We start from the raw sequence: 19,953 nt of genomic DNA, 5'->3' as shown, positions 1-19,953 counted from the left end.
GAGGACGAGGAGTCGCCATGGGGCCCACGCACGGGACCGGGACGCTGCGCACGCTCGCGCGGATCCTGGCGAGGCTTCGAGACGCAGGTGCAGTACCGGCGGTGGCGCTGGTGGCGGTCCGGCTGATGGAACGCCTGGTCACGCCGGTGACGGCGGTCGCGCTCGCGGCGCTCGTGGGGACACTCTCAGGGGCGGGAGACACCGGCACGGTCACGGCGGCCCTACTCCCCTTGGGGTTCCTGGCTCTGGTGATGCTCGCGGGGCACCTGGGTGACGCGGCCGCCGAACCGTTGGAGTACCTGGTCTCCTCCCGCATAGACGGCGCTCACCGCGACCGGGTGGCGCGAATGGTGCGGGAACCGTCCGAGCTGGGCACGTTGGAGGCCCCGCAGACGCAGGCCCTGATCCGGCAGGTGCGCGCAGACCCGGAGCACGGTGTGGAGACCACCCCGGGCGACGGGACCACGGCGGCGGTACGGGTGGCAGCCGGGCTGGCGGGCGTGGCCGTCACGTGCGCGGTACTGGCGTCGTTCGCGTGGTGGCTGGTTCCGATCGTTCTGGTTCCGGCGCTGGTCACGGTGGTCCTGCGGTACCGGCTCGCGGTCGCGGGGGCGGCGACGTGGGTGTCGGCGATCGGCGGTGAGCAGCACGTGGACGTGTGGCGGCGCGCGAACGTGTCGGCGGCGGAGGGCAAGGACATCCGGGTGTTCGGGCTGCGGGACTGGATGGTCGACCGGATGCAGTCCCGGCTCGGAGAGTCCAACGCCCCTTTGTGGCGGCACGTGGAGCACCGGCTCCGTGTCGAGTGGCTGATGTTCGTCTTGGTGCTGGTGGGGCTGGTTCCGGCTTACCTGTTGGTCACACTGGGATCGCTGGAGGGCGCCGCGACGGTGGCGACGCAGACGGCGGTGCTGGCGGCCGGCGCGACCCTGTTCCAGCTGCTCGGCAACGGCTGGGACCTGTACCAACTGGCGGGCGCGGGGCGGGACCTGCGGGCCACGGACCGGTTGGCGTCGGAGATCGAGTCGGCGGGCTCTGCACCCGCGCAGCGCGTGGCCGCGCCCGGGGCGGCGGTCGGCGAGGTGCGGTTCGAGGGCGTCGGGTTCCGCTACCCGGGATCGGAGCGCATGGTGCTGGAGGGCGTCGACCTGACGGTGCGTCCGGGCGAGCTCCTGGCGGTCGTTGGGCTCAACGGCGCCGGGAAGTCCACGCTCATCAAGCTCCTGTGCGGGCTGTACCGCCCCACGCACGGGCGCATCACGGTGGACGGAACGGATCTCGCGGCGGTGGATCCGGGGCAGTGGCGGGCGCTGTTGTCGGTGATCTTCCAGGACTTCGACCGGTACCCGCTCTCGGTGCGCGAGAACGTGGTCCTGGGGCGGGGGCCGGACGGACGGGGGTCCGGGGCCGAGGGGCTCGGCCGAACCGGCCCGGACGAGGTTGGCGACGCCGACCTGGAGCATGTGGCCCGCACGTCCGGGCTCGCCGACATCGTGGCCGGTCTGCCCGCGGGCTGGGACACCCCGCTCTCGCGCGGGCGCACCGGCGGGGTGGACCTCTCCGGCGGCCAGTGGCAGCAGGTGGCGTTGGCCCGCGCGCTGTACGGGGTGCGGGCCGGGGCGCGGTTCCTGGTGGCGGACGAACCCACCGCGCACCTGGACGTGCGGACCGAGTTCCGGCTCTTCGAGAGGCTGGCGGACCAGCGCGCCGAGCGCGACGGGCGCGACGGGGCGGGGATCGTGCTCATCTCCCACCGCTTGTCGACGGTGCGCCGGGCCGACCGGATCGTGCTGCTGGACGGAGGGCGCATCACGGAGGAAGGCACGCACCCGGAGTTGATGGCGTTGCGGGGCACGTACGCGGACCTGTTCGAGACGCAGGCCGCCCGGTTCCGGAACGACAACAGGGCCACCGAAGCGGACAGGGGTGACACGGCATGACCCGTTCGATCCAGAGCCCGCTGTGGCGCCGGCTCCCGTCCCTGTGGTGGGAGGTGCTGACCCTGTCGTGGCGGTGCACCCCCGGGCTGACCGTGCTGGCGCTGGTGGTCCTGGCCCTGTCGGTCGTGGCGGTCCCCGGGGTGGCGCTGACCCTGCGCGCCACGGTGGACGCGACGGCGGCGGGAACGGCCGGGGTGGCGCTCGCCGCTGCGGTGGGTGTGGCGGTCGCCCACGCGCTCACGTCGACGTTCCAGACCGTGACGGGGGAGGTCCTCACCACTGTCGCCGACCGCACCGGGCGCATGGGTGTGCATCCCCGCGTGCACCGGGCGATCGCATCCGTCCCGGGGATCGCCCACCTGGAACGCGGGGACGTGCTCGACCGGGTCGACATCGTGCGGCGCGGCACCGGGCAGATCGGCCGCAGCGTCTGGAACGTGCTGCTGTCCGCCTCCCACGTACTGAAGCTCCTGGTCACCGTGGTCCTCCTGGGCGCAGTGCATCCGCTGCTTCTGTCGCTGATCCCGCTGGCGGCCGTGCCCCTGTGGACCCACCGCCGCGGCCAGGCGCTCGTCCGGCGGGCGGAGGTCGAGGGCGCGGAGAACCACCGCCTGCAGCAGGACCTGTTCGAGACGGTCGCGGGTGTGACCGGCGGCGGTGAGACACGGGTGAGCGGGGCGGACGCGCGGCTGGACGGGCTGCGGCAGAAGGCCTGGCTGGAGACGGAGCGGGTGCGGTTCCGGGCGCGTGCCCGTGCGGCGGCGTGGACCTTCGCGGGGTGGCTGGTGTTCGTGGCGGCCTTCGCCGGCGGCATCGCGCTGGTGATCGTGCAGGCCTCGCAGGGCACGGGAACCGTCGGGGATCTGGTGCTGACCGTGATGCTGGCGGTGAGCCTGGGACAGACGGTGCGCGGAACGGTGACCGCGACGGCGGAGACGGCCGGTGCCCGCAGGGTCGTGGAACCGTATCTGTGGCTGCGCGACCACGTCGCCGGCGAGCTCGCGAGGGAGGGCACCGCCGAGGAACCGCCGCGGTCCCTGGCCGAAGGGCTGGCACTGGACCGGGTCTCCTTCACCTACCCGGGCACGGACCGCCCCGCGCTGGACGGGCTCTCGGCGCGCCTGCCCGCGGGGGCGGTGGTAGCGGTCGTGGGTGAGTTCGGCTCCGGCAAGACGACGCTGGTCAAGCTGTTGCTGGGGCTGTACCGGCCGGACTCCGGGGCGGTCCGGGTGGAGGGGCGCGACCTGGCGGGGGTGTCGACGGAGCGGTGGCGGGCGCGGTGCAGCGCGGCGTTCCAGGACTTCGGGCGCTTCGAGTTGAGCTTCGGGGAGACGGTCGGGATCGGCGACCTGGACCGGATGCACGAGCCGGGGGCCGTCGCGCAGGCGGTCCGGGAGGCGGACGCGGAGCAGATCGTGGACGGGCTCCCCGACGGGGCCGGGACCCAGTTGGGCCGGCGGCTGGGCGGGATCGAACTGTCCGAGGGGCAGTGGCAGCGGGCGGCCCTGGCGCGGGCGTCGATGCGGCGGGATCCGTTGCTGTTCGTGCTGGACGAGCCGACCGCGTCGCTGGACGCCCCGAGCGAGGAGTCGATCTTCCGCCGGTACATGGAGCGCGCCCGGACGCATGCGCGCGGGACCGGCACGGTGACCGTGGTGGTCTCGCACCGGTTCTCGACGGTGGCGGGGGCGGACCTGGTGCTGGTCATGGAGCGCGGGCGCATCGTGGAGTCGGGCACGCACGCGGAGCTGATGGCGATCGGCGGGCGGTACGCGGGGTTGTACGGGATCCAGGAACGTGCGTACACGGCGGATCCGTGAGCGTAGGACCGACGGGGCGAGCGGCCCGGGGCGGGGCGCGGGGCCGCCGGGCACCACCGACGAAAGTAGGGGCGGGGTCCCACGATCGGCCGCTCCCGGGACGCCCGTCCCCCACCTCGGTCGACACCGCGATCCGTCCTGCAGGGGGAGGTGGCGGCAAGGGGCGCGCTCCTAGCGTGAGGGGTGTTGATCGAAGCCCCCGAGCTGGAACGGAAACACCATGCCCCTGATGATGAGCGACCTCCCCGTCGACGAGCACGCACTGGGGATCGCCCTGCTCCTCGGATCGCTGCTGCTGGGTCTGGCGGTGGTGGTGTTCATCATCGCCGCGTTCTTCAGCGTGCTGTTCGCGCGGATGGACCTGGGGATGAAGGTCGTCTGGATCATCCTGATCTTCCTCGCGCCCTTCATCGGGGCCCTGCTGTGGTTCGTCATCGGGCGCCCGCGCGCGGGATGAGCTCGCACGGGCGGTGTGCGGGCGGACGCCCGGGGGAGACCGTCCTCACTCCCCGCCGATGCGGTCGCGCCACGGTCCGCTCGCGGTCAGCCAGTGCGGAACCAGGCGGACGGGGAAGGGGTGTTCGGTCTCGAACACGTCCTCCCCGTAGACCTGGGTGACGTCGCGGTAGACCCCGTTCTCCAGGCGCATCTCGCTCAGGGCCACCTTGTCGGCCAGCGGGTTGATGATCCAGTACGAGGGGATCCCGAACGCCGAGTATTCCGCGCGTTTGGTGTGGCTGTCCCTGATGACACTGCTCGCGGAGACCACCTCGACCGCCAGCAGAGGAGGAACATCGATGTAGTCGTCCTCGACCTCGTGGTCCAGGACGACCAGGTCGGGGATGCGGTGGTGGGTCCCGTCCGGGGACATGTTGATGCCCGGCCCTTCCCCGATCTCGAAGCGCCCCTGGCACAGGTTGTCCAGGTGCGTGCTCAGACGGTGGGCAACACGCATGTGCATGAACTTCGGTGCGGGTGACACGTCGAGCCGCCCGTCGACGAGCTCGTACCGGCGTCCGTCCTCCGGTGTGTGCTCGAGATCGTCCACGGTCAACGGCCGTTCGGGTGTGCCCGGTTCCCCGATCGTCATGACAGACATCCTGCCGCGCTCATGGGCGCCAGTATCGCGGGATCGGGCCCGTCGTGCCGGGAGAACGGGGAAAGACCGTACGGGCCGGATGACCGGAACCCGGGTTCCGGGCCGGGGGCCTGCGCGACGTGGGGAGCCGGGCACCGGGTAACCTCGTCGGGCCAGTCGAACTCCACCCGATGGAGCAGGGAACCCGGTGCGAATCCGGGACTGACGCGCAGCGGTGAGGGCGACGGGCGGACACGTCCCCACGGGCGGCACCGGACCAGGTGCCCCGGGGACGGCCACTGGGGCCGCGCGGCCCCGGGAAGGCGTTCCGCACCCGGTCGACCCCGAGTCCGAAGACCTGCTGGCACCGGCGGCACCCACCGCCGGGTCAACCGTGGGCCACGCGCAGGAGCCCCCTGACTCGAAGGACGTCCATGCCCCCGACCGGCAGACCGGCACCGGGCCACCCCGGCCCGCGTGAGCGGCGCGACCGTTGCCCCGGTGCGCTGCGTCCGTGGGCGGCGGAGGACGGCCTCCTGGTCCGGCTCCGGATCATCGGCGGGCACCTGCCGGTGGAATCGCTGCAGGCGCTGGTCGGGGCCGCCGAGCGTTACGGGGACGGCCGGGTGCACGTCACGGTGCGGGCCAACCTGCAGCTGCGCGGGTTCCCGAGCGAGGAGGCCCGGCCCGACCGGAACGAGGTCCCGGGCGCTCCCGCCCCCGCTGCGTCCTCCCGCCTGGCCCCGGAGGCCGTCGACGCGCTCGAGGCCACCGGCCTGCTCCCGTCCCGCACGCACGAACTGGTGCGCAACGTCATGGTCTCCCCGGGCACGGGCCTGTGGGGCGGGCGCGCGGACCTGCGTCCGGTGGCCGCCGAGCTCGACCGGCTCCTGCGCGCCGCTCCGCACCGGGCCCGGCTGCCCGGACGCTTCCTGTTCGTGCTCGACGACGGCCGCGGGGACCTGCTCGAACGCACCTGTGACCTGGGGTTGGTCGCGCTCGACGAGCACTGGGCCCAGCTGCGTGTGGGCGACGGGTGGGGCCCGATCGTCGCGTTCGAGGACGCGGCCGAGGCGCTGGTGGCGCTGGCCGACCGGTTCCTGGAACTGCGCGGGGACGGCCCCTCCGCCGCGTGGCACGTCACCGAACTCCCCGACCCGCTCACCGCACCGGTCCCACCCGACCCGCGATCGCCTCCCCCCGCGCCGCCGCTCCCCTACGGCCCCGTGCCCGGGGGCGGCCGGCACGTTCCCGTTCCCGACGCCGGCCTGGACCGCGCCGCCGCCGACGCACTCGCCGAGGAGGCCCGTGCCGCGGGCGCTTCCGCGCTCGTGGTGACCCCGTGGCGCGGTGTGCTCGTTCGCCCGGCCGACCCGCACGCCCCAGACCCCGGCGTCCACGCCCCCGGAGGTAGACCTTGACGCACCCCCGCCGACCGAACCGGCACTACGAGTACATCGACGACGGCCCCGCGATCTACACGGACTCTTTTGCGACGATCCGGCGGGAGGCCTCGCTCGACCACCTGCCCGCGGATGCCGAACGCCTGGCCGTGCGCATGATCCACGGCACCGGGCAGGTCGACCTCGCCGCCGACCTGGTGGTCCACCCCCGGCTGGTCACGGCCGCCCGGAAGGCCCTGGTGTCGGGGGCGCCGATCCTGTGCGACGCGGGCATGGTCGCGGCGGGGGTCACCCGCGCGCGTCTGCCCGCAGGCAACGACGTGCGGTGCCTGCTGTCCGACCCACGGGTGCCCGGACTCGCGCGCGAGTGGGGCACGACCCGGTCGGCTGCAGCGGTGTCCCTGTGGGAGAAGGAGCTGGAGGGGGCCGTGGTGGCCGTGGGGAACGCGCCCACCGCCCTGTTCCACCTCATGGAGATGTTGATCGACGGGGGTCCACGACCTGCAGCGATCGTCGGCTGCCCGGTCGGGTTCATCGGCGCCGCGGAGTCCAAGCAGGCGCTGACCGAGCTCGCCGACCGGCACGGCATCGACGTCCCGTACGTGACCGCACTGGGCCGTCGCGGCGGGTCCGCGATGACCTCGTCGGCCCTGAACGCACTCGCGAAGGAGGAGGAGTGACCGGCCGCTTCCACGGTGTCGGCGTCGGCCCCGGGGACCCCGAACTCATCACGCTCAAGGCGGCCCGGCTCATCGCCGGCGCCGACGTGGTCGCCTACCATGCGGGCGCGGGCAAACGCTCGAACGCCCGCCGGATCGCCGCGGACCTGGTCCCGGCGGCGGCGATCGAGGAGGAGCTCACCTACCCGGTGACGACGGGCAAGACCGACCACCCGGGCGGGTACACGGGCGCGCTCGCCGACTTCTACGAGCGTTCCGCGCTCCGGTTGGCCGAGCACCTGGACGCCGGGCGGGACGTCGTGCTGCTGTCCGAGGGCGACCCGCTTTTCTACGGCTCGTACATGTACATGCACGACCGGTTGTCGGAGCGCTACCCCACGGAGATCGTTCCGGGCATCCCCGCGTTCGCCGCCGCGACCTCGGCCGCGGAGTCCCCGTTGGCGCGGCAGACCGACGTGCTCACCGTGCTTCCCGGAACCCTGCCGGAGCCGGAGTTGGCGCGACGGTTGGCCGACACCGACGCGGCCGTGGTGATGAAGCTGGGGCGCACGTTCCCTGCGGTGCGGCGGGCGTTGGAGGCCGCCGGGCGGCTGGAGCACGCGGTGTACGTGGAGCGGGCGTCGATGGAGGAGGAGCGCCGGATGCCGGTCGCGGAGGTCGACCCGGCGTCGGTGCCGTACTTCTCGGTGATCCTGGTGACCGGGGACAGCCGGAACGGGAGGCGCTCGCGGGTGTCGGGCGGTTCCGGTGCTGCTGGGACGGCTGGGGCTTCGGAGGCCGGGTCCGAGAGCACCGACGTCCCCGGCGATCCGGCCGCGGAACTCCTGGTCGTCGGCCTCGGCCCCGGTCCGGACCACTGGCTCACCGCCGAGGTCCCCGACGAGCTCGCCGGGGTCGACCACGTGGTGGGTTACGGACCCTACGTGGACCGGGTTCCGCAGCGCGCGGGCCTGACCCGGCACGCGTCCGGCAACACCGTGGAGATCGACCGCGCCCGCCTCGCCCTCGACCTGGCCCGGAAGGGCGAACGTGTCGCGGTGGTCTCCGGCGGGGACGCGGGTGTGTTCGGGATGGCCACGGCCGTGTTCGAGGCGGCCGAGGACCCGGTGTACCGCGATGTTCCGGTGCGGGTGCTGCCCGGGGTGAGCGCGGTGCAGGCCGTCGCGGCCCGGGCGGGGGCGCCGGTGGGCGGGGACTTCGCCGTGATGAGCCTGTCCGACCGGCTCAAGCCGTGGGAGGTCGTCGAACGCCGACTGCGCGCGGTCGCCGGGGCCGACCTGGTGCTGGCGGTCTACAACCCGGCGTCGCGCTCGCGGACGGAGCAGATCGTCACGGCGCAGAAGGTGCTGTTGGAACACCGGGATCCGGACACGGTGGTGGTCGTGGGCCGGAGCGTCGGGCGCGAGGGAGAGTCCTTGGAGGTCACGACGTTGGGCGCACTGGATCCGGGTTCCGTGGACATGCGGTGCCTGTTGATCATCGGTGCGTCCGGAACCCGGGTGTCGGAGGCGGGGCGTGTGTGGACCCCGCGGTGGGTGGAGCCGGTCGCGGAAGACCCGCGCGGGACGGAAGGGACGGTGCGCCCGTGACCGTGCACTTCGTGGGCTCCGGCCCCGGCGCCGCCGACCTGCTGACCGTGCGCGCCACCCGCATGCTCGCCGCCGCGGACGTGGTGCTCTACCCCGGCACGTACCTGGATCCGGAAGTGCTGGACCACTGTGCCCCCGGGGCCGAGTTGGTCGACACCCAGGGCCTGGACCTGGACCTCATCACGGAGCGGTTGGTTGCCGCGCACGGCGAAGGCGCGGAGGTGGTGCGGCTGACCTCGGGGGATCCGTCGGTGTACTCGGCGCTGTCGGAGCAGACCCGGCGGCTGGACGCGCACGGGGTTCCGTGGGACGTCACGCCCGGGGTGCCGGCCTACGCGGCGGCGTCGGCGCTGGTGGGGCGGGAGTTGACCGTACCGCTGGTGTCGCAGTCGGTGGTGCTGACGCGGACGCAGGCGCGGTCGACGGTGATGCCGGAGACGGAGTCGTTGGAGGCGTTCGCGGCGACGCGGGCCACGTTGGTGTTGCACCTGGCGATCCGGCGGGTGCGGGGGCTCATGGAGCGGATCGAGCCGGAGTACGGGGCGGACTGCCCTGTGGTGGTCGCGCACCGGGTCGGCGGGCCGGAGGAGGCGGTGCTGCACGGGACCGTGGGTGACATCGCGGACGCGGTGGAGGAGGCCGGGTTCCGGCAGGCCGCGGTGATCCTCGTGGGGCGGGCGTTGGCGCCGCGGGGCGGGGGCGAGTCGTTCCTGTACGCGGCGGACCGGCCCCGCGGGCGGCAGGGGTAGCGGCAGGGGTACGGACGGCGGAGGGGAAGGGTCGGCGGCTCCGGTGAGCATGAGCCACGGACCCCTGCGACGGCCCTTCTTGGTCGGAGCGTGGTCTTGAAGGCGTCCCGGCCCTCGGAGCCGAAGGCCTGCGTGTGGGTGGCACGTGATCTCTCAGGCCCCACCCCGCGGGGACGGACGCCTGCGCGTGGCTTTGAAGGGGAAACCCTACCCCTCGCGTTCGTTGAGTGGCGCGTGGCCAGGAAGACGATTCCCTCTCGGCCTCGGTTCGGACCGAGGGCCCCGCCCGGGAAGAGGCTCTACAGGGTCAGGGCCCACTGGGTGACCGTGCGCGCGGGGGTCCAGCCGGTGAACGTGCCGACGGGCGCGGTGGTCTCCACGGCGATCCGGGTGAGCTCCCCGCCGCGCGCACGGTACGCGTCGGCGAGCAGCTGCTCCGTCTCGAGGGTCACCCCGTGCACGACGATCCTCCCGCCGGGCCGCAGCGCGTCCAGGCACGCGTCCAGAACCCCGGGCCGGGTCGCTCCCCCGCCCAGGAACACCGCATCGGGCACAGCGAGCCCTTCCAACGCCTCCGGGGCGCTCCCGTGCACCACCTCGAGCCCCGGAACCCCGAGCGCCCCGGCGTTGCGCCGGATCCGGGCGGCACGCTCCTCCCCCGCCTCGACCGCCGTCGTGGTGCACGAAGAGTCCGTGCGCATCCACTCGATTCCGACCGAACCGGCGCCCGCCCCCACGTCCCACAGGTGCCCGCCCGGGAACGGCGCCAGGCGGGCCAGCGCCGACGCCCGCAGGTCGCGCTTGGTGAGCTGCCCGTCGTGTTCGAAGGCGTCGTCGGGAAGGCCCGGCGCCATCCCGTACCCGGCGCCGTCCACGGTCTCCAGGGCGAGCACGTGCAGGGCCGGAACGCCGTCCGGGGGCGCGGCGCACCAGTCCTCGGCGGTCCCCTCGATACGGGACTCCTGCCCCGCGCCCAGGTCAGCGAGCACGGTCATCCGGCACGCGGGGTGTCCGGCGCCGGTCAGCAGGGCGGCCACACGCGCGGGTGTCTCGGGCCCGGAGGACAGCACCAGGAGCCGGCGCCGCGGGGCGAGGTGCGGCAGGAGCAGGCGGGCATCGCGACCGACCAGGCTCACAGCGGTGCAGCGTTCCGCGGGCCAGTTCATGCGCGCGCGGGCGAGGGAGACCGAGGAGACGGCCGGCTCCACACGCACCGCGTCGGGCCCCAGCAGGTCGACGAGGGTCGTGCCGATGCCGGAGACGAACGGGTCGCCCGAGGCCAGCGCGACGACCGGGCCGTCCTCGTCCCCGAGCCCCCACAACAGCCCCGGCAACCCCTCGCGCAGCGGCGAGGGCCAGGGCTCCCGCCGCTGTCCGGACCGTTCGGGCAGCATCGCCAGGTGCCGTCGCCCGCCCAGCACCGTGCCGGCGTCCAGGACGAGGCGGCGCGTGCGTTCGGGGAGCCCGTCCCAGCCCTCGGCACCGGCCCCGACCACGGTGATCAGGGGCCTGGCAGGAGGGCGCGTGTCGACCGTCATGGGCGTGACGTTATCGTGGCGGGCACAGGCACGAGGTGCTCCGGGTTCCCAACCGTCGGAAACGGCGGGGACGGTGACCGGGGAGAATCTGGGAAGCCGGTGAGAGTCCGGCACAGGCCCGCTGCGGTGAACCGGGCCCCGAACGAGGGGACCCGGCAAGTCCGAAGACCGGCCTCGCGCCCGCCCTCCTACCGACGGCGAACACGAGCGGGAGCCTCACCATGCCTCAGCGGCCTGCGCACTACCCCTTCTCCGCGATCGTGGGCTGCGACACCGAGCAGCTCGACGACCTGGGGCTGGCGCTCGTCCTCACCAGCGTCTCCCCCGACATCGGCGGTGTGCTCGTGCGCGGGCAGAAGGGCACCGCGAAGTCCACCGCCGTGCGCGCCCTCGCCTCCCTCCTGCCCCCGGTCGACGTCTACCGGGGCGACCGGTTCTCCGTGGACCCCGCAGACCCCTCCCAGCACTCCCCCGACGGCCCGTTCGGCCCCGGGACCGCTGTGGAGAGCCGCCCGGTCAACCTGGTCGACCTGCCCGTGGGCGCCACCGAGGACCGGGTCCTGGGCTCCCTGCACCTCGAGCAGGCCCTCACCCACGGCAAGGTCGCCTACGAACCCGGGCTGCTGGCGCGCGCCCACCGCGGGCTCCTGTACGTGGACGAGGTCAACCTGCTCCACGACCACCTCGTCGACCTGCTGCTGGACGCGGCCGCGACGGGCCGGGTGACGGTCGAGCGCGACGGGTTCTCGGTGGAGCACGCGGCCAAGTTCCTGCTCATCGGAACCATGAACCCGGAGGAGGGCGAGCTGCGCCCCCAGCTCCTGGACCGGTTCGGGCTGACCGTCGAGGTGACCGCACCGACCGACCCGTCCGCGCGCGCCGAGGTGGTGCGCCGCCGGATGGCCTACGACGCCGACCCCGGGGGTTTCGCGTCCGGGTACCACGAGGCCGAGGAGGCGCTCGCCGACCGCATCGCGAAGGCACGCGGGGCCGTCGAGCGTGTGCACCTGTCGCAGGCCGCGCTGCTGAAGATCGCGGAGGTCTGCGCGGCCTTCGAGGTGGACGGCCTGCGCGCCGACATCGTGACCTCCCGCGCGGCGGTCGCGCACGCGGCCTGGGCGGGCCGGGAGACGGTGACGCGCGCGGACATCCGGCGCGCGGCCCTGCTCACGCTCCCGCACCGCCGCCGGCGCAACCCGTTCGACGCCCCGGGGCTGGACGAGGAGCTGCTCGACCGGGTCCTGGGTGACGAGGACCCGCCGCCGGACCCGCCGGAACCGCCGCAGCCCCCGGAGTCGCCGGACGACCCGGACGAGCCGTCCGAGCCCGAGGACACCGACCCCTCGCAGAGCCCTGAACAGCAGGAACAGCCTCCGGAGGACGGTCCGCAGGACCCGGGCCCCGACGCCCAAGGGCCGGAGAACCCCGACGGCCCGGATCAGAGCGCTGAGGCCGAGCAGACCGATGCGCCCCCGAACACCGACACCGAACAGGACGCCGAGGAGGGCCCCGAGGACGCAGGCCCGCCGCCTCCGTCGTCCGACCGCGCCACCAGCACCGTCGGTTCCGCGGCCCCCTACCGCGCCCGCAAACTGTCGGTACGCGGCGCGGGGCAGGGCGCCGACGGCAAGCGCAGCCGCGCGGTGGGCAGGCGCGGGCGCCGCATCGGCGCGGCCCCGCCCGGTTCCGGATCCGGGTCCTCGCTGCACCTGGTGGAGACCGTGCGCGCCGCGGCCGCCGCACCTCGGGAGGGCGAGCGCATGCGGATCCGCCCCCAGGACCTGCGGGTCGCGGTGCGCGAGGGGCAGGAGAGCAACCTGATCCTGTTCTGCGTCGACGCGTCCGGATCAATGGCCGCACGCAAACGCATGAGCGAGGTCAAGACCGCGATCCTGTCGCTGCTGCTGGACGCCTACCGGAGGCGCGACAAGGTCGGGCTCATCACCTTCCGCGCCCAGCAGGCCGAGCTGGTGCTGCCGCCCACCAACTCGGTGGACGTGGCCGCGGCCCGGCTCGAGGACATGCCCGCCGGCGGACGCACGCCCCTGGCCGAGGGGTTGCTGGAGGCCGACCGGGTGCTGCGGCGCGAGCAGCGGCGCGACCCGCGACTCCGCCCCCTGCTGGTCGTGGTCACCGACGGGCGCGCCACCGGGGCGCGCGGCGCGGTCGAGCGGTCGTTGGCCGCGGCCGACCACATCGCCGGGCAGGAGATCTCCTCCGTCGTCGTCGACAGCGAGTCCGGGCCGATGCGCCTGGGCCTGGCCCTCGGGCTCTCCGCCCGGTTGGGCGCCGAACACCTTCCGGTCGGCGAGGTCAACGCCGAAGCACTCAACACCGCCGTAAGAGAAAGGGCCGCCTGATGCCTCAGGGCCAGCCGTCCGTGATCCCCGACGACGGGCTCACCACCCGACAGCGCCGGAACCAGCCGCTGCTCGCCGTGCACACCGGTGACGGGAAGGGCAAGTCGACCGCGGCGTTCGGGCTGGCGCTGCGCAGCTGGAACCAGGGGTGGCACATCGGTGTGTTCCAGTTCGTGAAGTCGGCGAAGTGGAGGATCGGCGAGCAGACCGTGCTGGAGCGCCTCGGGAAGCTGCACGAGGAGACCGGCGAGGGCGGCCCTGTCGAGTGGCACAAGATGGGTTCCGGGTGGTCGTGGATCCGCCGCAAGGACGGCGAGGAGGACCACGCGGCGGCCGCTGCGGAGGGCTGGGCGGAGATCAAGCGCCGGCTGGCCGAGGAGCGGCACGACCTGTACGTGCTGGACGAGTTCACCTACCCGCTGGTGTGGGGGTGGATCGACGTCGACGACGTGGTGGAGACCCTCGCGAACCGGCCGGGGCGCCAGCACGTGGTGATCACCGGGCGGCGGGCCGACCCGCGGCTGATGGAGGTGGCCGACCTGGTCACGGAGATGGGCAAGGTCAAGCACCCGATGGACGCCGGACGCAAGGGCCAGCGGGGCATCGAGTGGTGACGTGCCCGGACCCCGGTTCGGGTTCCGGCTCGGGTTCGGGCGTGGGCCCGGGGCCCGGCGTGACCACCCTCCCCCGGTTCATGGTGGCCGCGCCGATGACCGGGCAGGGCAAGACGACGGTCGCGACGGGGCTCATGGCGGCCCTGCGCGGTTCCGGGCTCGCCGTGAGCGGGCACAAGGTCGGGCCGGACTACATCGATCCGGGCTACCACGCGCTGGCCACCGGGCGCCCGGGCCGCAACCTCGACCCGCACCTGGTCGGGGAGGAACGTGTCGCGCCGCTGCTGATGCACGGGGCGCGCGGGGCGGACGTGGCGGTGCTCGAGGGTGTCATGGGCCTGCACGACGGGCGGCTCGGCACGGACGGGTTCGCGTCGTCGGCGCACGTGGCGGCCCTGACCCGCACCCCGATGGTGCTGGTGGTGGACGTGGCGCGGATGTCGCGTTCGGCGGGCGCATTGGTCGCCGGGATGGCCTCCTACGATCCGGCGGTGCACGTCGCCGGGGTGATCCTGAACCGGGCGGGTTCGGAACGCAACACCGCCGAGATCGTGCGCGCGTTGGAACCCACGGGGTTGCCGGTGCTCGGTGTGATCGGCCGCGACGAAGGGTTGGCCACGCCCTCGCGCCACCTGGGGCTGGTTCCGGCCGGCGAGCGGGACGGCGCGGCGGCGGTGGTCGAGCGGATGGCCGAGCAGGTCGCGCGCCAGGTGGACCTGGGCGCGGTGATGGACGTGGCCCGTGCCGCGCCCGCGTTGGAGGGGCGTCCGTGGTCGCCGGAGGAGGCGGTCGCGGGCACGAGGCCGACCGACTCGCGGCCCGTGGTGGCGGTCGCCGGCGGGCGGGCGTTCACGTTCCGGTACGCCGAGACCGAGGAGCTGCTGACGGCGGCCGGGTGCCGCGTCGAGGTCTTCGATCCGCTGGAGGACACCGCGCTGCCGGCGGGCACGTGCGGGCTGTACCTGGGCGGCGGGTTCCCCGAGGTGCACGCGGGTGAGCTGGCCGCCAACCGTGCACTGCTGGGCGAGCTGCGGGAGGCGGTACGTTCCGGGGTTCCGACGGTCGCCGAGTGCGCTGGCATGCTGTACCTGGCCCGGACCCTGGACGGCGAACCGATGGCCGGGGCGGTGGCCGCGGACGCGCGGATGAGCGAGCGGCTGACGCTGCGGTACCCGGAGGCGGTCGCGGCCGCGGACACGTTGCTGACGCGGGCCGGCGAGCGGGTGACCGGACACGAGTTCCACCGGACGCGGTTGACGCCCGGGGCCGGTGGTGGTGGAGGTGCCTTGGGTGCCGGGGCCTCCGCGGGTGCGGGATCTGGTGTCGCGGATGCCGGTACCGCATCGGATGACACATCGAGCGCGGGGGCGGGTGCCCCCGCAGACGCAGGTGCCGACGGACGCGCGGCTGCGGGCGCGGGGATGAATGCTTCGGCGAGCGTGGAGTCCGGTGTCTGCGCTGATCTCGGTGAGAGCACGGATACTGCCGGGGGCGTGGATGCCTCCGCGGCTTCTCCGGCCTGGGAGATCGACGGGGCGGTCGAGGGGCACGCGTCTGCGACGCTGCACGCCTCGTACCTGCACGTTCACTGGGCCGGACACCCGCACCTGGCGGTCCGCTTCGCCGAGGCAGTACACAGTGCCGAGGCCGTACACAGTGCCGAGGCTGTGCGCGGTGCCGAGCATGTAGCCGACGGCGGCGGCCCGGCGGCCCCGGTTCCGGCCGGACCCGCAGATGCAGGGGTCCCAGAGGCAATGCCCGCCCCCGCGGGCACGCGCGCCCCATCGAGCGCATCGGCCCCGAGCGCGACCACGTCTGCGTCCGTGTCTACTCAGACCCATGATCCGGACCACCTCGAGCGCGGGGGCGTGCAGCGCGCGGAACTCGGGGGGACGCCCTCCGGCACCTCCGATCGGACGGCCCCGGCGACGGAACACTCCACCGAACCCGTCGCCGCTCCGGTCGCCGAACCGCTGCGGCACCACGGCGACCAGGAGACCGGTTCCGGCCTCCTCGACCTCGCCGTCAACGTCTACGCCGGCCCGCGCCCCGCGTGGCTCGACCGGGCCCTGCACGACAGCCTCGACGGTGTGGGTTCCTACCCCGATCCGGCACCCGCGCGCGAGGCGATCGCTCGGCGGCACGGCCGATCCGTCGACGAAGTGCTGCCGACGGCGGGCGCGGCCGAGGCGTTCACCCTGCTCGCACGGGTGCGCGCGTGGCGGCGGCCGGTGGTCGTGCACCCGCAGTTCACCGAGCCGCACGCCGCCCTGGAGGAGGCCGGGCACACGGTCACGTCCGTGCACTGCCCGGCCGAGCGCGGTTTCACGTTCGACCCGGACACCGTCCCCGAGAATTCCGACCTCGTGGTCGTCGGGAACCCGACCAACCCGACGGGGGTCCTGCATCCGGCGGAGTCCCTGCGGCGCCTGTGCCGTCCGGGGCGTGTGGTGGCCGTGGACGAGGCGTTCATGGACGCGGTTCCGGGCGAGCCCGAGTCGCTGACCGGTGAGGACCTGCCCGGGCTGGTGGTCCTGCGCAGCCTCACCAAGCACTGGTCCATCCCGGGGCTGCGTGCCGGATACGTCGTCGGTGATGCGGACGTGGTGGCTGAGCTGGCCCGTTTCCAGACGCCGTGGTCGGTCTCCACGCCCTCGATCGCCGCGACCGTGGCGTGCACCGACGCGCGGGCGACCGCAGAGGCCGAGGAACGGGCCCGGACCCTGGACGCTCAACGCGCGGCGCTCGAGCACGGGCTGCGCGCGGCGGGGATCGTGTTCGTGCCGTCGCGTGCGCCGTTCGTGCTGGTGCGCGTGGGGCACGGGGGGCACGGGTTCCTGCGGGAGCGGGGCATCGCCGTGCGGCGCGCGGACACCTTCCCCGGGCTCGACGGCTCCTGGATCCGGGTGGCGGTGCGTCCGGAGGAGACCACCCGGCGCCTGCTCGACGCCCTGGCCGAGCTCCCGGGCACGGACCGGGCCCCGCAGGTACCACAGGGGAAGGTGCGGGCCGCACGCGCCTGACCGGGGCGGGCAACGGTCCGGGACCGGTCCACACACGCAGGCCCCGAGCCAGGGGCCACGAGCCACGAGCGCATGACGACGGCCTCGCGCAGTCGGCGCACGTGAGAGAACGAAGGGCACCCCTGAAGGCATGACGAACGCAGGTGGGCGTACCGCGCCCGCGCGTGCACACGGGACCGGCGCGCATGCGCACGTCGCGGACCGCCCGACCGGCCGTATGGCGGGGGCCCGGGCGGCCGGGCTCCTGCTCGGGTACGCGGCCGACCGGGTGCTGGGCGACCCTCGACGGTTCCACCCGGTCGCGGGGTTCGGTACCGCCGCGGCCGCGCTGGAACGCCGTCTGTACGCCGATTCCCGTGCGCGCGGCGCGGTGCACACCTCGGTCCTGGTGGGCGCGGCCGCCGGGATCGGGGCCGCCGCGGAACGGGCGACCGAGGGGCGTCCGCTCGCACGCGCCGCGGTGACGGCGGTGGCCACGTGGGCTGTGCTGGGCGGGCGTTCCCTGGAACGTGAGGCCACGGCCGTGCAGGACCTGCTCGACGAGGGCGACCTGCCGGGTGCACGCGAGCGCCTGAGGTCTCTGGTGGGGCGGGACACCAGCACGCTCGACGCGTCCCAGGTGGCCCGCGCGGTGGTGGAGTCGGTCGCGGAGAACACGTCCGACGCCGTGGTCGCGCCGCTGGTGTGGGGGTCCGCGGCCGGGGTTCCGGGGTTGCTGGCCCACCGCGCCGCGAACACGCTCGACGCGATGGTCGGGCATCGGAACGCGCGCTACGAGCGCTTCGGTTGGGCCTCGGCCCGCCTCGACGACCTGCTCAACCATCCCGGGGCGCGGCTGAGCGGGGTGCTCGCCGCGGGTTCCGCACCGGGCCGGGCGGGTGAGGCGCTGCGTGCCTGGCGGGACCACGCCGCACGCCATCCCAGCCCGAACGCAGGGGTGGTGGAGTCGGCGTTCGCGGGTGCGCTCGAGGTCCGGCTCGGCGGGACCAACCGGTACGGGGACCGGACCGAGCACCGGCCGGAACTCGGACACGGGCGCCCGGCCGAGCCGCGGGACGTCCCACGCAGTACCGCGCTGGCCCGCCGTGTCGGCACCGGCGCTGCCGTCGTCGCGGCGGGTGCCGCCGTTGCTCTGGCCGCAGCCCGCGCAAGGCACGCCTCCTAGGCGCGTCACGTCCCACACCCCCGTCCCCTCGATGTGCCTCACACATCACATGCGGCGCATGCATCCCGCGGACCTCACGTGGCTCGGCCGCTCCTTCCGAGTCGCCTTCGGAGAGTCCGTCACCGTCGGCCGCGCACCCAGATGGACGCGGTTCACGGCCAGCGTTGTTTCGCGGTCGGGACAGGGCGGAACTCAGGTTCGGGGGCGCTGATCTGCACTTGAGTTGTGGGGAGCGGCTGGGTTCCGGTGTTGTCGGGGTCCGTTGTTGTCGGGGTGTTGTCGGGGTTTTCTGTGGTGTTGCCTCGGGGGTGGTGGTTCGTCGGGGANACCCAGATGGACGCGGTTCACGGCCAGCGTTGTTTCGCGGTCGGGACAGGGCGGAACTCAGGTTCGGGGGCGCTGATCTGCACTTGAGTTGTGGGGAGCGGCTGGGTTCCGGTGTTGTCGGGGTCCGTTGTTGTCGGGGTGTTGTCGGGGTTTTCTGTGGTGTTGCCTCGGGGGTGGTGGTTCGTCGGGGATCGGGATCGTAGCCCGGCCGGGCCTTCTCGCAACCCACGTCGGCGCCACCCCCGACACTTTCTCTGAGCGGTGAGGGTGGCGGCGTTGTGCGTGGTTGTTCGGGGCGCCTCGGGGTGTGCGTTCCGGCCCTGTTCGCCGGGCTGACCCGACCCGCATCGACGAACCCCCTTCACCCCCGAGGCCCCCGCCCGCAGCCAAAAGAACGGTGGTCACTGCTATCCCCCTTGGGTGTTTCATTGCGACCAACGGTTCAGGCGTGGGCATGGTGGCTCGCTCCTGCGGAAGCACAAGCCGCCCCGCGCACTCCCGGCCGAGCATTGTGTGTCGGGGAGTGGCGGGTGTGCGGGTGTCCTCCCGGCCCCGGCACTCCCGGCTGAGCATTGAGTGTCGGGGGTGGCACGTGTGCGGGTGTCCTCCTGTCGGGGCCCGGGCGGACTGGTCACCGGTCACTCGATAGCCCGCTCGCGCCCTGCTTTCTGGTGGTGGCGAGAGGGGGATGCTCGCTTCTGTGTTGTTGGTAGTGCTCATAAGGGCGCTGACAACGTTTTCAGGTGCTCAATTGGGCACTATCAACCGCTGGGAGCGGCCGCTCGGGCCAGGAGCAGGCTCACGTGCGATCGGGCCCGGTGGGGACAGAGTCCGGGCCGCCGCCGTGGGTGGGTATGTGTTGGGCCTTCGATGGAGATGCTCCGGAAGCGGTGTCTGGGGCCTGGTGCCCGGTGCCCGGTGCGTGGTGGGCGGTGGGCCATGCGTCTCGGCGGGGCCAGTTGCGGCAGTCGCCGCCCCAGCGGGCATCACCGGATCCAGGTTCGGAGATTCTCCGACGGTCAGGGTAGGTCTCGGCGGGCCTCGGTTGGGCTCGGGCTCGCAGCTGGCCCGCGGAGGGGCCCGGCCGGTCCAGCCCGTGCCGGTCCAGCCGGTGCCGGTCTAGCCGTCGTCGGCGTTGGCGGCGTCGGTGACCTCAGCACCCGAGCCGCCGTGGGCGCCGCCTTCGGCACCGCCGGTGGGGTTCTTACCGTTCGAGCGGCGGTACTTGGCGCGGTTGTGGGTCGAGCACAGGGGCTGGAGGTTGGTGGCCTTGGTTTCGCCGCCGTGGGAGAACTCGGTGATGTGGTCGGCCTCGCACTGCGAGACCGGCACATCGCACCCACCCGACCAGGCACAGGTCGTGTGCCCGGCGAAGGCGGCGGTGCGCAGGTAACCGGGCGCCAGGCGGTGGGCGCGGCCCAGGTCCAGGGGCAGGCCGGTGCGGTCGTCGAAGATCAACCGGCGGATCTGCGCCGTCGGCGCCATCGCACGCACCGCCGACAGGGCCAGCACGTTGCCGTCCTCGGTCACAGCCACACCGGAGGAGACGGGCACACCGGGGAAACCGGAGTAGCCCGGGAAATCGGTGGTGGCGGAGGGCGGGCCGGTGTTGGTGTTGGTGGCGCCGTCACCGCCGCCGGGGTCGGGGCCCGGTTCGGCGCCCGGCT

At 73.8% G+C, this 19,953-nt stretch carries 14 protein-coding genes and 2 riboswitches; of the genes, 11 read left to right on the top strand and 3 right to left on the bottom strand.

The genetic code is table 11. The features are described from left to right. The first annotated feature begins 17 nt into the window (after window positions 1–17). From IDM40_RS27145 to IDM40_RS27135, 3 genes are all read left to right on the top strand, one after another. Window positions 18–1,940, top strand: coding sequence for an ABC transporter ATP-binding protein (locus tag IDM40_RS27145; protein WP_193124932.1), 1,923 nt, complete (start codon window positions 18–20; stop codon window positions 1,938–1,940). Continuing rightward, window positions 1,937–3,760 carry an ATP-binding cassette domain-containing protein gene (locus IDM40_RS27140; protein ID WP_193124931.1) on the top strand — a complete coding sequence of 608 codons (1,824 nt, stop codon included), beginning with the start codon at window positions 1,937–1,939 and terminating at the stop codon, window positions 3,758–3,760. The genes IDM40_RS27145 and IDM40_RS27140 overlap by 4 nt, the downstream gene beginning before the upstream one ends. 232 nt (window positions 3,761–3,992) lie before the next feature. Continuing rightward, on the top strand, window positions 3,993–4,217 hold the full coding sequence (locus tag IDM40_RS27135) for a PLD nuclease N-terminal domain-containing protein (RefSeq protein WP_235997992.1): 225 nt from the start codon (window positions 3,993–3,995) through the stop codon (window positions 4,215–4,217). A gap of 45 nt (window positions 4,218–4,262) precedes the next feature. Here IDM40_RS27135 and IDM40_RS27130 read toward each other — a convergent pair whose 3' ends face one another. Beyond that, window positions 4,263–4,850, bottom strand: a complete 588-nt coding sequence (locus IDM40_RS27130; protein WP_193124929.1) for a Uma2 family endonuclease — start codon at window positions 4,848–4,850, stop codon at window positions 4,263–4,265. 146 nt (window positions 4,851–4,996) lie between these two features. Then, a riboswitch (cobalamin riboswitch) is annotated at window positions 4,997–5,218 on the top strand. 54 nt (window positions 5,219–5,272) lie between these two features. On the opposite strand from IDM40_RS27130, the gene IDM40_RS27125 reads away from it, so the two are divergent. The 4 genes from IDM40_RS27125 to IDM40_RS27110 are packed head-to-tail and all read left to right on the top strand — an operon-like array spanning window position 5,273 to window position 9,259. Beyond that, window positions 5,273–6,259 (top strand): nitrite reductase, encoded by a 987-nt coding sequence (locus IDM40_RS27125; protein WP_193124928.1) that lies wholly within the window; start codon window positions 5,273–5,275, stop codon window positions 6,257–6,259. Continuing rightward, on the top strand, window positions 6,256–6,921 hold the full coding sequence (locus IDM40_RS27120) for a precorrin-8X methylmutase (protein ID WP_193124927.1): 666 nt from the start codon (window positions 6,256–6,258) through the stop codon (window positions 6,919–6,921). Before IDM40_RS27125 ends, IDM40_RS27120 begins: the two co-directional genes overlap by 4 nt. Continuing rightward, complete coding sequence (locus tag IDM40_RS27115; RefSeq protein WP_193124926.1) at window positions 6,918–8,510, top strand: precorrin-2 C(20)-methyltransferase; 1,593 nt, start codon at window positions 6,918–6,920, stop codon at window positions 8,508–8,510. Before IDM40_RS27120 ends, IDM40_RS27115 begins: the two co-directional genes overlap by 4 nt. Continuing rightward, window positions 8,507–9,259, top strand: coding sequence for a cobalt-precorrin-4/precorrin-4 C(11)-methyltransferase (locus IDM40_RS27110; protein ID WP_193124925.1), 753 nt, complete (start codon window positions 8,507–8,509; stop codon window positions 9,257–9,259). Before IDM40_RS27115 ends, IDM40_RS27110 begins: the two co-directional genes overlap by 4 nt. 299 nt (window positions 9,260–9,558) lie before the next feature. On the opposite strand, the gene cbiE is transcribed toward IDM40_RS27110, so the two are convergent. Next, window positions 9,559–10,797 (bottom strand): precorrin-6y C5,15-methyltransferase (decarboxylating) subunit CbiE, encoded by a 1,239-nt coding sequence (gene cbiE / locus IDM40_RS27105; RefSeq protein WP_193124924.1) that lies wholly within the window; start codon window positions 10,795–10,797, stop codon window positions 9,559–9,561. Window positions 10,798–10,828: 31 nt separating this feature from the next. Further along, window positions 10,829–10,974, top strand: a riboswitch (cobalamin riboswitch). A 44-nt stretch (window positions 10,975–11,018) separates the two neighbouring features. Here cbiE and IDM40_RS27100 point away from each other — a divergent pair. The 4 genes from IDM40_RS27100 to IDM40_RS27080 all read left to right on the top strand — a co-directional run bounded on the left by IDM40_RS27100 (window position 11,019) and on the right by IDM40_RS27080 (window position 17,959). Beyond that, on the top strand, window positions 11,019–13,157 hold the full coding sequence (locus IDM40_RS27100) for a VWA domain-containing protein (RefSeq protein WP_193124923.1): 2,139 nt from the start codon (window positions 11,019–11,021) through the stop codon (window positions 13,155–13,157). After that, window positions 13,157–13,771 carry a cob(I)yrinic acid a,c-diamide adenosyltransferase gene (gene cobO, locus IDM40_RS27095; RefSeq protein WP_193124922.1) on the top strand — a complete coding sequence of 205 codons (615 nt, stop codon included), beginning with the start codon at window positions 13,157–13,159 and terminating at the stop codon, window positions 13,769–13,771. The genes IDM40_RS27100 and cobO overlap by 1 nt, the downstream gene beginning before the upstream one ends. Window positions 13,772–13,851: 80 nt before the next feature. After that, window positions 13,852–16,794, top strand: coding sequence for a cobyrinate a,c-diamide synthase (locus tag IDM40_RS28480; RefSeq protein ID WP_235997994.1), 2,943 nt, complete (start codon window positions 13,852–13,854; stop codon window positions 16,792–16,794). A 130-nt stretch (window positions 16,795–16,924) separates the two neighbouring features. Beyond that, window positions 16,925–17,959, top strand: a complete 1,035-nt coding sequence (locus IDM40_RS27080; protein ID WP_407940053.1) for a cobalamin biosynthesis protein — start codon at window positions 16,925–16,927, stop codon at window positions 17,957–17,959. Window positions 17,960–19,405: 1,446 nt separating this feature from the next. Here IDM40_RS27080 and IDM40_RS27075 read toward each other — a convergent pair. Continuing rightward, window positions 19,406–19,953: HNH endonuclease signature motif containing protein (locus IDM40_RS27075; RefSeq protein ID WP_193124921.1), on the bottom strand; the 548-nt coding region annotated here is incomplete at its 5' end.

This window comes from Nocardiopsis coralli, assembly GCF_014892575.1.
GTDB lineage: Bacteria > Actinomycetota > Actinomycetes > Streptosporangiales > Streptosporangiaceae > Nocardiopsis > Nocardiopsis coralli.
The sequence above is the reverse complement of the archived record's forward strand: the minus strand, read 5'-3'. Positions and strand labels throughout refer to the sequence as shown.

Bases quoted from the DNA above. Each gene is read 5' to 3' on its own strand.
- IDM40_RS27145 (WP_193124932.1), top strand. From the start codon at position 18: ATGGGGCCCACGCACGGGACCGGGACGCTGCGCACGCTCGCGCGGATC.
- IDM40_RS27140 (WP_193124931.1), top strand. From the start codon at position 1,937: ATGACCCGTTCGATCCAGAGCCCGCTGTGGCGCCGGCTCCCGTCCCTG.
- IDM40_RS27135 (WP_235997992.1), top strand. From the start codon at position 3,993: ATGAGCGACCTCCCCGTCGACGAGCACGCACTGGGGATCGCCCTGCTC.
- IDM40_RS27130 (WP_193124929.1), bottom strand. From the start codon at position 4,850: ATGACGATCGGGGAACCGGGCACACCCGAACGGCCGTTGACCGTGGAC.
- IDM40_RS27125 (WP_193124928.1), top strand. From the start codon at position 5,273: ATGCCCCCGACCGGCAGACCGGCACCGGGCCACCCCGGCCCGCGTGAG.
- cbiE (WP_193124924.1), bottom strand. From the start codon at position 10,797: ATGACGGTCGACACGCGCCCTCCTGCCAGGCCCCTGATCACCGTGGTC.
- IDM40_RS27100 (WP_193124923.1), top strand. From the start codon at position 11,019: ATGCCTCAGCGGCCTGCGCACTACCCCTTCTCCGCGATCGTGGGCTGC.
- cobO (WP_193124922.1), top strand. From the start codon at position 13,157: ATGCCTCAGGGCCAGCCGTCCGTGATCCCCGACGACGGGCTCACCACC.
- IDM40_RS28480 (WP_235997994.1), top strand. From the start codon at position 13,852: ATGGTGGCCGCGCCGATGACCGGGCAGGGCAAGACGACGGTCGCGACG.
- IDM40_RS27080 (WP_407940053.1), top strand. From the start codon at position 16,925: ATGACGAACGCAGGTGGGCGTACCGCGCCCGCGCGTGCACACGGGACC.